Origin of the sequence: Paenibacillus sp. NPDC056933 (genome assembly GCF_042674385.1) — a bacterium.
In the GTDB taxonomy this organism is placed as follows: Bacteria; Bacillota; Bacilli; order Paenibacillales; family Paenibacillaceae; genus Paenibacillus.
The window spans coordinates 1,403,445-1,419,288 of sequence record NZ_JBHUQN010000001.1 but is presented as its reverse complement, the minus strand read 5'-3'; the positions used below and the strand labels follow the sequence as shown (position 1 = coordinate 1,419,288).

At 49.3% G+C, this 15,844-nt stretch carries 6 protein-coding genes; all 6 read right to left on the bottom strand.

All coding sequences use genetic code 11. The annotated features are described in order from the left end of the window. Positions 1-34 precede the first annotated feature (34 nt). The gene (locus ACFTRD_RS06530; protein WP_379378215.1) at positions 35-2,146 is read right to left on the bottom strand and encodes an alpha-galactosidase; all 2,112 of its coding nucleotides are present in this window, start codon (positions 2,144-2,146) and stop codon (positions 35-37) included. A gap of 176 nt (positions 2,147-2,322) precedes the next feature. Next, positions 2,323-6,858 (bottom strand): S-layer homology domain-containing protein, encoded by a 4,536-nt coding sequence (locus ACFTRD_RS06525; RefSeq protein ID WP_379378214.1) that lies wholly within the window; start codon positions 6,856-6,858, stop codon positions 2,323-2,325. Positions 6,859-7,171: 313 nt separating this feature from the next. Then, complete coding sequence (locus ACFTRD_RS06520) at positions 7,172-8,704, bottom strand: response regulator (protein WP_379378213.1); 1,533 nt, start codon at positions 8,702-8,704, stop codon at positions 7,172-7,174. Positions 8,705-8,804: 100 nt separating this feature from the next. Next, positions 8,805-11,135 (bottom strand): glycoside hydrolase family 95 protein, encoded by a 2,331-nt coding sequence (locus tag ACFTRD_RS06515; RefSeq protein WP_379378212.1) that lies wholly within the window; start codon positions 11,133-11,135, stop codon positions 8,805-8,807. Between the two features lie 129 nt (positions 11,136-11,264). Further along, positions 11,265-13,322: an alpha-amylase family protein gene (locus tag ACFTRD_RS06510; protein WP_379378211.1), complete on the bottom strand. Its 2,058-nt coding sequence runs from the start codon at positions 13,320-13,322 to the stop codon at positions 11,265-11,267. Between the two features lie 129 nt (positions 13,323-13,451). Continuing rightward, positions 13,452-15,830: a glycoside hydrolase family 95 protein gene (locus tag ACFTRD_RS06505; protein WP_379378210.1), complete on the bottom strand. Its 2,379-nt coding sequence runs from the start codon at positions 15,828-15,830 to the stop codon at positions 13,452-13,454. Between the last annotated feature and the right edge of the window lie 14 nt (positions 15,831-15,844).

Genomic DNA, 15,844 nt, shown 5'->3' with positions numbered 1-15,844 from the left:
CAAAGCACTCCTTTTAAACAGTTCTTCCAGAACGTTATACTTGCTCACGGATGCGATACACCAGGCTGTCGAAATCGCCGCGTAGAGGCAACTCCACCCCGATGTTCATTAGCGCACGCCCACTGACCGATAACCCCAACTCTTCAATGAGATAGGTCTTGTCAGCCTGAAGACCTGCCAAACGGAGTCTTGGCAACGGTTCACCCAGCTTCTGCGAGTGAAGAAAGGCGAACAGCACATGGTCACTTCCGGCTGCATCGCAGTACTGGACAGCGGTAACTCCCTTATGACGAAGCGCAGTCAGGCGGAATTGTCTGCCGAATTGCACCAGGTGGCGAATGGCTTTGTACTGATCGACGAATTCCCCGGACTGCTCAATCCACTCATCACTCCACTCGTTCAGATTGGAACCAATACCAAGCGTGCCCATCATTGCACTGTGGAAACGATACTTCAGAGAGACGTTTCGGCCGTTCATTCCTGTAGGCGACTCGGTTACCCAACAGGTCATCATACGTGGTGCGTATGTATACGAGAAGCCTTCCTGAATGCTCAGACGGTCGAACGCATCCGTATTGTCACTCGGCCAGGACTGGTCGGCATAACGGAAGATGCCCAGATCAATCCGCGAGCCGCCTCCTGCGCAAGTTTCAAACTCCACATCCGGGAACTTGGCTCGCAGCTGTGCCCAGATATCATAGAGACTCTGAACATGCCTTACCCATACTTCTTTCTGGCGGTTAATGGGGTGACCCTTCATGCCCGGCTCCGTAATGGTCCGATTCATGTCCCATTTAATGAACTTAATCTTATGGTTGCCAAGCAGTTCGGTCATAAAATCGATAATGTATTGCTTAACCTCCGGTTTGGAAATGTTCAGCAGCAGCTGATTTCGAAGCTCCGTACGTTCCCGGGTCTCAAAATGATATACCCAGTCTGGATGTGCTCTGTAGAGATCACTATCCGGGTTGACCGACTCCGGCTCGACCCATATGCCGAATTCCATCCCCAGTCCGTGAACCCGGTCAATCAGCTCAACAAGACCGTTCGGGAACTTCTCCATGTTCACGTTCCAGTCGCCCAACCCAGCACGGTCAGAATGCCGCTGCCCGAACCAGCCGTCATCCACGACGAAGAGCTCCACACCCATCTTGGCTGCCCGCTCGGCAAGCGCCATTTGGTCCTGTGCGTTCACATCGAAGTAAGTTGCTTCCCAGGAGTTATACAGCACTTTCCCAATTTCACTGCGCGGCAGTATGTAATCATATTGATACTGATGCAAGCGGTGGCTCATGCCGCCAAAGCCCTCAGGGCTGAAACCCCCGACAAAGACAGGCGTCTCGAACGTTTCACCCGCACCCAGCAGCCATTCACTGTCAAAATCATTAATTCCGCCCGTTACCCGAACATGTGTGAACGGCGTCTTCTCTGCAACAATCTTCCAATTACCGCTCCAGGCGAGAGCACCAAACCATATTCCGCCGTCTGTTTCGGTCGAAAGGCCGTCATCTATGGCAAACCATGGATTGGCATGGCCGTCGGTAAAACCTCTTCTCGATTCAAGCACTTTTTTTCCCTCAGTCAAACTTGTGTTTCGGAGCTGGAATTCACCCGACCACTTACCCGTAACATGGGTCAGGCGGTAATCCTGAAGATATGGCAGTGTCCACGCCGCAGATTGCATGCTCTCCAGCACGATGACCTCCTGACCCGTATTTACGATATTGGCGTAACGCTCCACCAGATCATACTCCGGGATAACCCGATATACCAACTGCGTTTCAAGTGCATACACCTGATCCTTCAACGTGATAATCAGCGTCTGTCTGCCATCCTTTTCAGTAATTTCGTGATGGTCGTACCGTACCCGGAGATCACGAACCCCATCAGGCATACGAACCTTCAAAGATGGCTCCGTATAAGATGCGCCTCCCCAGAAGCTGTACTCCTCCACTTCTCCTTCCACTTCCGCGTCAAAAGAGCTATGGGATTGCAGACGGAGCAACGGGGCGCTGTCCTCGATACTCACCGAATCTCCCCAATACAGATGCTGCAGCTGATCTCTCTCATTAATTCCAAAAATATAGGAAGAATTCCGTGTCTGTAATGCAAATATACGTTGTTGTTCATTATATTGAATCGTCATGTTTATCATCCTTCCAGGTTCCCGTTACCTATATGCTGTGTGTTGTGAACATACATATTATTGTAGGAAGCGGGCGGCGAATTAGCCATATCGCAATCTTACAATCCGTAGGGGAAATCATCTGTCATTTCAAAGGTATGAAAATAAGGCTGCAATGTAACCCGCAGCCTTAGGCCTCACTTCAAAATCAGGTTATAAATGACCTGAGCCGCTTCTGCCCGGGAAGCGATCCCTTTAGGCACAAACTGTCCCTGTCTTTGGCCTTGAACCAGTCCCAATCGGGCTGCATCCATTACCGAAGCAGTTGCCCATGAGGAAACCCGATTCATATCGGTAAAGATAGTGTCTGTAGAACCAACAGGCACTTTGCCAACATTCAACTCATATGCCTTCATCAGCATCACCGTGATTTCCTCCCGGGTAATCTGGGCGTCCGGCTCGAAACTGGCTGCGCTTCTACCGCTTACAATACCGGCTTGGGTCGCGATCGAGACGGGTTCCGCGTACCAGGCATCTGCCGCCACATCTGTAAAGTGCACTTCCCCTGCTACGGTCAGTCCCAGGGAATGAACAAGCATGGCGGCGAACTCGGCGCGGGTGACTGCACGTCCTGGGTCAAATTGATTCTCGTTTGTGCCATCGACAAACAGCTTGGACGCTAACTCCTTGATTACAGAGCCGGCCCAATGATTGGCCGGAACGTCGGTAAAAGTCCGATCTAGTTCCAGCACGGCATACTTGCTGAAGTGGCTGACTTTGGTCGTTAGTACACCACTCGCGTAATCCGATTTGAGAAATTTCAGTTTTCCATTTTCGTTAATATAATAAATCCCTCCCTGCTTCGCGTCGAAGTCTTCCGCTGCTGCCAGACTCAGCGTAATTGGGTGATCAAATGCAGAGAGTGTTTCGGTTGAACCTGATTTGGTTGTTGCCGAAAGGCTAAATTCATAGATCTCTCCCTTAAGGGCAACGTTTGCCCGGGAAGATGATTCCACTGCAGCAACGACCTCCTTGGCCTTGCTATCAAGCGAAACCATTTTCAGGGATATTGTACTTTCTTCCTGTTGCCCTGCTGGCAGCTTGCTCAATAGCTGCTGGAACAAACTCGCAGGGATTTGCAGGGTTAGCTTGCCTGATTTCACTTCCAGTGTATGGTTGCCGAGCTGGCGTAATACAGCCGATGACAGTTGTACTTCCTGAGTATCCGCTGTGATGACCAGTGTTGCTGTATCGTTCCCTTCAGCAACCGTGCTGCCGGAGTTTCCGCTAATATTATTGTTGTTATTGCCATTGTTGCCAGGAGTGCCTGGGTTGCCAGGAGTGCTTGGGTTGCTTGGGTTGCCTGGATTTTCCGGGGTGACTGCTTTTTCGGTCAATTTAACCAACTTCGATTCAGCCGGTCCCAGCGAGATGGACCATGACCCCGTGGTTGACGAAGATTCACCTGTCCATAAGTCTTTTAATGTGTAGGATGTAGAATCATTCAATCCGGCGCGGCCCAGATCAATCGTCTTATTCGCTGAACTATTGGCGTTGTAATTAAATACGGCAAGGTAATAATCATTGCCATCCTTCAGAACAAACGTATCTGCGGCGTTGGCGTTTGTATTTCCTTCAAGCGGTTTGAATACTTTCCCTTTCAGCACCACCTGAAGAACATCCGTATTATTGTACAATGCCGTCATGTATTCCTGTGCCTTCGGATCGTTCACATCATCGGAATCCAGCATTACCGTACCGGCAATCACGCCGGAATTTACCCGGCTACGGGCTTCCTCCATGCTTGATGCTCTACTTAATGCCAAATGATCAGGGTCTGTATAGGAATAGATCGTTCCATTTTGCCAGAAGCCATAGGTCAATGAATTGAGCATATACTCCGTTTCATTGATTTTGCCGTAGGTGTCACAGGAGATCCGTCTGCTGTGAGCATATTGGCTCGGAAAGATCGGTGCAATGGACGCACTAATAAACATTTTTCCGTCCAATCGTTCTTCGACGTAATGCATTCCTTCATTGTATGCCTGGATCCCTGTCGTCACATTAGTGTCATAGTGTTGGCCTTCCAGCGAGCCATGGGTTAGGAAATCCAGTTTGATGAAAGTAAATCCAAGCTCCTTAAACTTATCCAGAAAATAATTCATCCGCATTTGACTCCCCGGATGTGTCACATCCAGTGCATATGCTCCATCCAGTGTAGGCAGAGGTTTCCCTGCACCATCCTTGAGTACAATATCACCATACGTATATTGCCCATTGGTACCATCCACTTTTTGGCTCATATCGTTGCCCCAATATACAAACGGTCCCCAATAGATGCCTGCATGCTGACCATTGTCCTTAATTACAGATACAGCTTGGGCAAGCTCTGCATCACTCAGATTATCCCAGTAGGAATCCATATTAATGAATACATTGCCGTTATTATTGAACTTCGCCAGGCTGTTCTTGAAATAATTAGACACATCCACTACGTTCTGATACGACAGCCCGCTATCATAAGCCCCCCAGCTATTCCAGCCAACAGGTACACCTTGTGGCAGCTCTGGATTTAACGCTAGGGGAGGCGTGATGATCGCATTGGCTTTACCGTATTCTTCAAGTCCTGTACGGTAATCACTGAAACCGCCTACCATAATCATGGGTGAGGATATTTCAGTACCGGTCAGACTGCCATGTGGCTGAGTATCGCGGGTAACGTCACTGGCTGCACCACCATATACAGCAAATTCATTCAACCGATTAGCTGAGCCTTTCCAGTCAATACCTGTCTTCCAGGTGTCATGGGTTACTGAACCGATCACCAGACCGTTACGAGTCGAGTTATTGAATACCGTCGTCATCTCGTAGCTGGTATCCGCCCGATTCATCGTTTGAGATTTGTAGCGAATCCAGGCATCATTGTCAAAAGGCACCGTAAGTACTCGATTATCCGAGCTGACGCCGATATCTACACCGCCCGTATTTTTCACGGTAATGGGTGACATGTAATTGCTCTGAATCTCTGTATCACTGAAGGCATCCAGACGGTTGAGGAAATACGATTGATCTTCATAAAACCGATAGACTTGCTTCAGGGTTGGTTTGCCAGTGGAAGTATGAACAAAAGTCAGCTCCACGCCTTTGCCGAATCCATCCTGAATTTCCACCGGTGCTCCACCGCTTACATGACTCTCATAACCTTTGGTTTCCACAAGGCTCTCTCCAAGTTTAATGCTGCTGAAGATGCCCCGCATCTTCTGCCCGTCTGCCCAGCTGTAACCGGCAAATCCGGTTTGGGTGTTATAAGACACTTCATATTGTCCGTTTGATACCAGGAGTCCATAGGTATAATCGGTTACCGTGATATTCCCGTAACGTTGCGAATCACCCGGTGTTCCCAGATCGTCATCTCCTTCACCCGGATTTTCGGGTTCTGTCTCTATCGCAGGCTCTACGATAATCCGGTCCAGATCGGGAGAATAGCCATTGTTGTCTGAAAAAGTAATCGTATTCTCGCCTTGAGTTAAGGGGAGTGTAAGATCATACGTACCTACCGTATCCCAATCCGGGGTTTTGGGCAGGTCATGAAACTGCTCTTCCCCACGATTTGCATGGACATAGAAACTCCGCGGATCACCGGAAAAATAAGCTAACGTAATGCGGTAATCACCTGTCATCGGGGCTATAATTTTATTGAACGTCAAGGAGCTACCGCCATTCAGATAACCGACCTTCTTGCCGCCGGAAGCATTGGGACTGTCCGTTACACGTGCTTCACCAGTCAGCGTATTTCCCGAATCTTCGGCTTCATAGCTAATCGTATACGGGATCACTTCAATTCGGTCAAAATCAGGGGAATACCAGTCATGATCCGAGAATGTGATGGTATTAACACCTTTATGAAGGGTAGCTTCTGCATCATACGTACCTACCGTATTCCAGCTTGCCGTTTTGGGCAGATCAATCATCTCATCCGTTCCATTGTTCACCTGCATATAGACAGGTCGCTGGTCACCGGAAATATAAGATATTCGGATCAAATATGTACCCTCTGCCGGTACGGTGACATTCGCAAATTGCAGTGAACTGTTCTTGTTCAGATCCGTTACTTTTTTCCCGCCTGAACTAATGCTGCTGTCTACCACCTTGGCATTGCCTTTCAAAATATTGTCGGCTGCTTCTGCCTCAATGATTGCACCATGCAGATTTTTCTTCCAGTCGTCTCCGTCTCCTTCTCCCGGATGACCACTATCCAAACCTCGGATCACGATCTTGTCGATGTCGGGAGAATACCAGTTGTTGTCATCGATCAGGATGGTGTTGGCACCAGCGTTCAACGGAAGGGTCACATCAACCATTCCCACCGTATCCCAGTCAACTGTCTTGGGCGGTTCTTCAAATTGCTTCTCCCCGCCATTCGCACTAATATTGAATGGCCGCGAATCACCTGAAATGTAGTAAACGGAAATCTTATAATTTCCTGTCTCACTTACAGTAACATTGTTAAATTGCAAGGAACTGCCTTGGTACATGCCTCCGACCTTCTTGCCGCCTGAAGCCGTTGGGCTATCAGAGATTGTCGCGTTACCAAGCAAAATATTCCCCTCGGCCTCAGCTTCATAGGTATTCATATCATCGGCGTGAGCTATTCGGGCGAACTGGCCCCCGCCTATTACCAAACAAATAATGATAAAAAACACCAATCCTTTTTTCATAATCCGTCCCAACATAACATGCCTCCATCTTCTTTTGATTGAGTTAGGTCTCCTCGTGCCTATTCCTGCAGTGGTTCACAGCTCTTACGTGTAATCGCTTTCATAAAGAACTGCCAAATCCCCTCTCTCCTCCTTCCTTTCCTATATGCCTAATTGTAAAAAGGAGGAGGGGGATGTTCCATACCACAATGTTACTATTCATACAGGAAAGCCTCTTTCATTTGCAAATCAAATTCATGGGCTGTCCCAAGGAGGAACCTCTTCAAGTCACGTTGCAACGTTCTGGGAAAATTAGAGTCTTGTTCTCGTTATCAGACGGCCTGTATCGTCATATACTTTTCCTGTATTCATTGGGTGTAACACCCTGCGTCTTAAGAAATAGAGAAATAAAATAAGACGTGCTCTCATAGCCGACGCTCTGCGCAATATCGTGAATCTTGAGCGAGCCGTCTGCCAGCAGCTCCCTGGCTTTATCCAGTCTGATGCGTGTCAGATAATCGTGGATGGTCACCCCTGTTTTGTCCTTAAAAATGGATCTCAAATAGTTCGGAGACAAATAGACCTGATCGGACAGGCTGTTGATGGTAATCGGCTGATTATAATTCTGGTCGATGAGCGTGCGGACCTTGTGAATCAGCTTTGCATTTTTGTCCATAAACCGCTCACCCAACATACTCACGGCGTCTCCGGCAGTGCTGAGGATCAGATCTTCAATCTCATGCAGAGTCAGCGCATTATAGATGGAATGATACAGCTCCGCCCGCTCGGGGACAGGCTTATGAAGCTGCTCCAGCAGCTCATTCACGAGATCTATCGACCAGTCGCAGATGATTTTTTTCTTGACTCGCAATGTTGCCAATCCCTCAATATATCCGTGCAGCTTCTGTGCAGCCCATTCAAAATCCAGTCGGTTAATGGCCTCAAACCACTCCTTTTGTTCAAAAGGCGGCATATGTTCCGTATAAAACTGATTCGAAACAGTCTCTGCATGAATAATCGTACCTGTACCTTCATAGAAACGCTCGTTCAAAATGATTCGCGTCTGTTCATACAGACAATGAATATTGGATAACTCCGTCTCTTGTCCGCCTACAGCTGTCGTCACCGTAAAATCCAGGACACTTCGGATAGCCTCGCCCAAGTCTTCCCACGCATAATGTCCCGGCTGCTGGGTTGCCTCCATAAATACACCAGTCTCCCCTTCCTTGTAATCCACAAAGGTCACTTTCAGGTTCTTCGCCTTGAAGAAATGGTCAAGAAAAGACACCAGCCGACCTGTACAATCCTCCAGACTTTGCTGCTCCCCTTCGGCCTCCTTGGGATCAATACTGAACAAGGCCATTGCATATCGGGTGGTTTCCGGCTGACGAGTTAGACGGCTGAAACCAAACGCGAGATCAATAGCACGATCCGCATTTTTTTCGTAAGATAACTCCTTCAGAATATTGGCTTTGGCCGCCTCCATGGAACGATTCTTCATTGCAACTTCGTCACAACGCTGTTTAACTTTGGTGATAACGCTTTCAATTTCGTTTAAATCCAACGGTTTTAGCATATAACCCACGGCCCCTACGTTGATAGCCGATTTTACATATTGAAATTCATCGTGTCCGGTCAGAAACATCACCTGGATTGAGTCGTAGCTCTCATGTATTTTTCTCGCCAGGTCAATACCGTTCATTATCGGCATCTGAACATCGGTAAGAACAATATCAGGCTGGGTGGCCTCAATCTTCTCCAAAGCCTCCCTGCCGTTACTCGCAGTTCCCATGATGTAGATGCCCATTTCTTCCCAGCGGATATAATCCCTCATCATCTCAAGTCCAAGTTCCTCATCGTCTACCAAGAAAATACTATACATCAACGTCCCCTCCCTTTGTCTCTTTATGTCTCTATTATATGTTTTTCCCTCCATGGGGCCATGTTCCATATAAATGAAAGTTATTTTCAAGTATAGATCGTTATTTTACCAACTCCAGCTCGCTATTGAAATAGTAACTTTCGCCTGCTTCAGTATGAAGAATCCTTCTTTGTTTGCCCCAACAAATGGTGAATGTTCCCGGCGAGAAAGTGTGAATGGTCGTAGATGTCAGCTTTCCATCGTCCCAGACGATGTCAACCTCGGCATTCCCTTTAGCCCGAAGACCGGAGATAGCCCCTGTGCTCCATGCCCTTGGCAGCGCTGGAAGGAGGTGAATCTCGCCCGCATAACTTTGCAGCAGCATCTCCGATACGACAGCTGTACCGCCGAAATTTCCATCAATGACAAAGATATTGCTCTCTGCTCCAGCAATGCCCGATTTGGAATAGGTAAACAAATTATCGAAGCACAGGCCGCCGATCAAGTGTGAGAGGTGTTTATAAGCTGTCTCCCCATCATGTAATCTCGCAAAACCCAGTCCAAACAAGGCAGCAGTAAACTCAACATCCTCCAGCTCTTCCTGGACCATGCGGTTCTCCAGCGTTACTCGTGCTGCCGCACTGAGTTCCGGTGTACGGTCAGGTGTAATCTGATTGTCCGGATAGAGCGCATAGAGATGAGACAAATGCCGATGCTCCGGCTGCACTTCCTCATAATCCTCCAGCCACTCCTGCAACTGGCCTTTTTTACCGATCTGCACAGGTGGCAGCTTGCTGATGGCTTCTTCCAGCTTGCGTCCCAGTTCATCGTCTTTGTTCAAAAGTTCAACTGAATGAAGACAAAATTCAAAGAGACGGCGCACCAACATCTGGTCCATTGTCGGTCCCATGGACAGCTGATGTGCCCCATCTTTCGAATTACCGGGATAGAAATGATTTTCCGGCGAATTCGAAGGACCGGTCACCAACCATCCGTTCCGAGGATGCTCACACATGTAGTCCAAATAGAAGGCTGCAGATTCTCTAAGTACAGGATAGGCCACTTTCTCAAGAAAAACACGATCCTGACTGTACTCATAATGTTCAATCAGGTGTGTAGCCAGCCATAATCCGCCTGTAACGTTCAGTCCCCATGAGGTCTCCCATCCAGGTAACGTAAAGCCCCATACATTGGAGAATACATGAGCGACCCATCCGTCGCATCCATATACATTACGTGCCGTTTCTCTGCCGGCCTGTGCCAAATCTTCAACGTAGCGAAGCAGCGGAAGATGGCTCTCTCCCAAATTCACAATCTCTGTGGGGTAATAATTCATCTGAGTATTCACATCAAGGTGATAATCACAGCTCCAGCCCATCCGGCACGCTTCACCGTCATTCCAGATTCCCTGGAGGTGGAGTGGCAACGGAGAGTTCTCACGAGAACCCGCAATAGTCAGATACCTTCCATACTGGAGAAACAATGCAAACAATTGTGGGTCTTCATCTCCACCACCCTGTTCCAGCAATCGAATACGCTGATCTGTTGCCAGACCGGATTTCCCTTCGCTCCCCAACTGTATATCTACCTTGTCATATTGCTCGCTGTAATCGCAGATATGATCTTCTCTCAGCAAGACATATCCCTTGTCTAAAGCCTTCAACAGCGTAGACTCGCTCTCTGTTTCCCACTCCTGATCTGTACGACGATAATCCGTACTTACACTAAAATAAATCCATGCCTCATCCGCTCCGGTCACGATCAATCGACCATCTCCACTGGTAATGGCTCCCCCGGATACAACCACCTTCACTAAACCCTTGGCCCGTACGCCGCATGTCCCATCACTGTGTACATTTTCCGTCGCCTGACCTTGAAATTCGAGCGTGTTGTCATCTAAGACTGCAACCTTGAATGACTCAGTTCCCCTCTCCAAACCGAGCGTAAAGGATACTCCACCCGGAGCTTCGCTCCAAACTCTGGATGCGACTATATCATCAGCGTGAGAAGCGAAGACCTCACGAAGAATCGTGATGTCTTCATCTTTCCAGAATGCCCCGGCCAACGCATGAGTCAGATCCAGCTCACGTTGGAAGCTTCCGCCCTGATCAGTGCCTGTACTCTTCTTCTCAAAATCAATAACGACCTCACATAATCCAAGATTAGTGCCGAAATTACCCTTTTTCGGCTGTAAATGCTGTTTGGCAAGACGATCTCCTCTATCATAATCGCCGGCGAAGAAATAACCACGCATCTCTTCTAGTGCAGCCTTTCCTCCTCCGGAAAGGTGCTCCGGGTCAATCTGGCCTGACCAGTAGGTGACCTCGCTCATACTCCACACCTCACGATGCGAAGACGCCATAACAACTGCCCCTATTCTTCCATTGCCCAGCGGCAGGCCTTGAGACCAATCCGCAGCAGGGGTTGAATACCACAAAGTAAAATCATTCATATCATGCCCTCCATCCTATATATTCAAAAATAGACAAACGCGCGATCTGTAAGATACAAAAGCGCGCGTTTGACTTTGAATTTATTCTGAAGCCGATCACGGCTCGGGTTTATCCATTTGCCTCAGAGATCAGTTCTCCTTAACGGTCAATCTGAAGATTTTGGACTCCGCCGGTTCCAGCGAGACTGTAAGCTCTCCAGACGTCTCCCCATACGAACTTTCCCACAGATCCTGCAAGCCGTATACAGTCTTGGCATTCAGCCCGGCTCGTTCCAGCGAGATCGACTTCACCGCAGCTTGTGCAGCATCAAAGTTGAAGACGGCGAGATAGAAGCTTTTCTCTTCCGGCGATTCAAGAACAAATACGTCAGACGACTGCTTCCCCAGATCACCTTCGACTGGACGGAAGGTTCTCCCCATACGGGCGACGTTCAAAATCTCCTTGTTACCAAGCCATTCTCTTGCTCGTTCGGCAGCTTCCTCTTTACGGAAGTCATCCCCGAGCAGAAGCACCGTACCGGCAATAACTGAAGCGGTCAGACGACTGCGACCTTCATGCCACCCGGTAGCTTCCTGATTGAAGCTCTTGTATAACACGGAATGATCCGGATCATTGTAACGATAGAGCGTATTGCTCATCCACCAACCGTGTGTTAATGAGTTCAGCAGATATTCCGTATCCGCAAGTGTACCGAAGACATCACAGGAAATACGGCGGCTGTGGGCAAAAGCATATGGAAATAATGGAGCGATGGACAGATTAATGAATAACGGCCGACCGATTACTTCTGGAGAGAGCTTATGCTGCAAATAAGACATGCCATAGTGATAGGCCGCGATCCCTGTGGTAATATCCGGATTGTGGTGCTGTCCTTCCAGCGAGCCATGCGCCAAGAAATCCAGTTTGATATATTCAAAACCTTCCGAGATGAATTTGTCCGTGAACCAGTCGATCCTTTGCAGGTTTGCGGGATGTGTCGGGTCAATAGCCAGACCACCATCTACATCCGGCAGGATCTCGCCCTCACTGTCACGCAGCAGAATATCTGCATAGGTGTATTTCCCATTCGTTCCTTCCACTGGCTGACCGAACTGATCAGGTCCTCCCCAGAAGGCAAACGGTGTCCAGTACGTTCCCGCTCTATGTCCATTTTGCCGTACCAAGTCCAGCGCACTCTTCATTTCTTCCGGCGTAAAATTGTCCCAGAACGCATCAAAATTGATGTATAGAGTATCCTCATTCTGGAATCCAAGCGGCTGCACTTCATTTTTGAGAAAATTGCTGGTCGCCGTATACAGATCATAGTCCAGGTCGCTCATGGCTGCTGACCAGCTGTTCCACCCGATCGGGACACCGCCCTCCCACGGTAACTGAGGTTCGATCCAGATATTGGCCTGACCGTAGGCTTCGAGGCCTTCACGGTAGTCTTCATAGAACCCGATGAAAACCAGGGGTGATTCCACTCTTTTTCCCTTCACATAACCGTGAGGCTGCGAATCGCGCGTCAATTCACTCACGGCACCGCCGTACAGATCAAGTCCCTCAATCTGTCCGCTTTTTTCGCTTTGCATACGAATCCCTGTTTTCCATACCTTATGCGTAAGGGAACCCATCACAATTCCCCGGCGGCTATCGGGCGCGAACAAGGCTGTCGCCTCGTAGCTCTCCACATCAAGCGGCGGCTTGACCACCGTATATCTCACCCATTTGTCGTTGTCAAACGGTACACGCAGAATGCTCGGTTCATCCTGGCCGGATTTTCCGCCGAGGGATATGGTTTTGGATTGGATGACAGCCATGCGATTCGCCTTAAGCTCTTCATCACCGACTATAGAGGTCTGCACCAGTACAAACGGTGAGGATTCATACATATAGAAATGCTGCTCCAGTTGCGGCAGCAACGAGGCTTTATGCAGAACGACCAAGCGGATGCCTTTTCCAAAACCTTCTCGGACAATCTCTTCCTGCTCTGTCAGCTCATGGTTCTGATAATGATCCGTACCGTACTCCCGACCCTGCCAGCGAAAAGCACTACGAATGCCCTTCACATAGGAAGATTGATTGCCGATGCATGACACTTCACCATTTTCAAGATTGATCTCCAGGTTTACGCGCCCGTTTGTAACGCTTACAAGATTACCATTCTGCTGCTGTACCTGTACGGCTGTATCGCTAGTTAGCATCATATGCCTCCTTATTGTTGCATGCTGTGCCCTGAGCGGAGCTGGTCGTGTCTCTCCTGCCCAAGTCTGCCCTCATTATAAAGACCGAGTAGAGCATTTTCCATGCAACGATCTTCCGATCCATAACGCGATTTAACTCAACTTAACCTTGTAGGTACGTCCTGCAGAGGTAGGGAAACTTATGAGGTTTAAGTCGGTATTTTCTATCTCGATCACGTTGCCGTCAAGGGTAACTTTAACCGGGCCTTCTTCAACTCTAAGCGTGCAGTCCCGGCCCAGGAGTGAAGTGATGTGCGCTTCAGCAAGTTGTCCATTGTCCCACCGGATGCTGACTTCAAAGCCGCCTCGGGCACGCAGGCCGGAAACGCTGCCCTGCTGCCACGCATCCGGCAGTGCGGGAAGCAGTTCCAAATAGGGACGGTGAGATTGAAGCAGCATCTCGGCAATCCCGGCAGAGGCGGCGAAGTTGCCGTCAATCTGAAACGGAGGATGTGCACCCAGAAGATTCGGATATACGCCGCCATGGTTGTATTGCTCCGACGCTCCATCTCTGACCAAACGGAGCATGTTGGAGAGCAAATGTAGGGAACGGTTGCCATCTCTGAAACGGCTCCAGAGCGCAACTCGCCATCCGAGACTCCAGCCCGTGCTTTCATCTCCCCGTCGCTCAAGCGAGGTTCTGGCAGCGCCAAACAACTCTGGTGTCTCCTCGTCCGAAAGCTGTCGACCCGGATAAACCCCTACCAGATGCGAGGTATGCCGATGATAGATATCCTCATCCTCAAAGTCCTTCGACCACTCCTGCAATTGGCCATATTTGCCGATTTGCAGTGGCAGTAAACATTCACGGATGGTCTCCAACTCTTTTCTAAAGTCCGGATCTGTTCCAAGGATCTCCGAGGCTTCAATACAGTTGGTGAACAACTCCCAGATTAATGAGATATCCATGGTTGAACCCGGACTGACCGCTGCTACGCCTTCTGCTGTCCGGAATTTATGCTCCGGTGAAGTGGAAGGTGAAGTCACAAGGCTACCGCTGCCATCTTCGATGAGCCAATCCAGCGCGAACAGGGCAGCTTCCTTCATCACAGGATAAGCGGAATTGCGCAAGTACTTCTCGTCTCCGCTGAAAGCATAATGCTCCCATAAATGCTGGGTCAGCCAAATGCCTCCCATTGGCCAGAAGGCCCAGCTCGGATCACCATCTCCGAAGTTGCCCACCGGAGCCGTCTGTCCCCAGATATCCGTGTTATGATGCGCGGTCCAGCCGCGGGTGCCATAATTGACCTGTGCTGTTTCAGCGCCTTTCTTCGCCAGATTGCTGATCATGTCCAGTAAAGGCTCATGACATTCGGCCAGATTGCATATTTCTGCCGGCCAATAGTTCATTTCGGTGTTGATGTTCAACGTATAATTGCTGCTCCAGGGAGGACGAGTTACCGCATTCCATATGCCCTGGAGATTCGCAGCCTGCGTTCCGGGACGGGAGCTTGCGATCAGCAAGTAGCGCCCATAATGAAAGAGCAGCTCCACAAGCCCCGGATCTTCCGCACCATAGGTCGTAATCCGCTGTTCAGTGGACATCTCCTCTGGCGCTAGTGAATTCCCAAGCTGAAGCTTCACCCGATCGAACAGCAGACGGTAATCCGCAATGTGCGAGTCACGCAAGCTGGCGTAAGGCTTGCCTACCGCCTCATTCAGAAATGAACTTGCCATGAAGGAAGCATCTTTTCCCTCGATTCCCGGAATGGCATCCAAACCATTAAAGCTAGTAGCTGCACTAAAATAAAAGGTTGCCGTCGTCGCACCCAACACGTGAATTCCTCTGCCATCTATCGTTACCTGTCCGCCCTCTGTCTCCACAGCTAGCTGTCCTTCAAATACCATCGCCTTGTTATTTTCAGGGTCACCGTATCGGATCGGTTCGTCGCTTGCAAAGTAGCTGGGATCGACATGCTCGGGAGCCGTACCTGCCAGAACAAAACGGTCTTCCTTAACGCTAGTCATATGTCGAAGCGGGCTATCCAGCGTGGCATGTACATTCAACGCCCCTTCCACACTTGCAGTCAGCTGCAGCACAAGTACCTGATCCGGATGCGAAGCAAACATTTCGCGGGTATATATCACATGACCAATCTGATATTCAAGGCTGTGCACTGCATTTTCTACATCCAGCGTCCGCTTATAGGATTGATAGATGTCCCCATGCTCAAAGCGCAGGAGTAAATCCCCGAAAGGCAGGTACGATTGGGTGTATGGCCCCATCATTTCTCTGGTCAGCGTGTCCGCTTCCGTATAACGTTCTTCTTGTAAAAGCTTGCGGATCTTTGGCAGGGCGTCCTTTGCGCCAGAATTGTTGCCGTCCTTCGGATAACCGGACCATAACGTATCCTCATTCAAGCTGATTTTCTCCTGCTCCACCCCGCCAAAGATCATGCCGCCCAGACGACCATTACCAATAGGAAGCCCTTCGGTCCATACATGTGCAGGTTTGTCATATTGAAGTTTCATGTGCACTCTCCCTC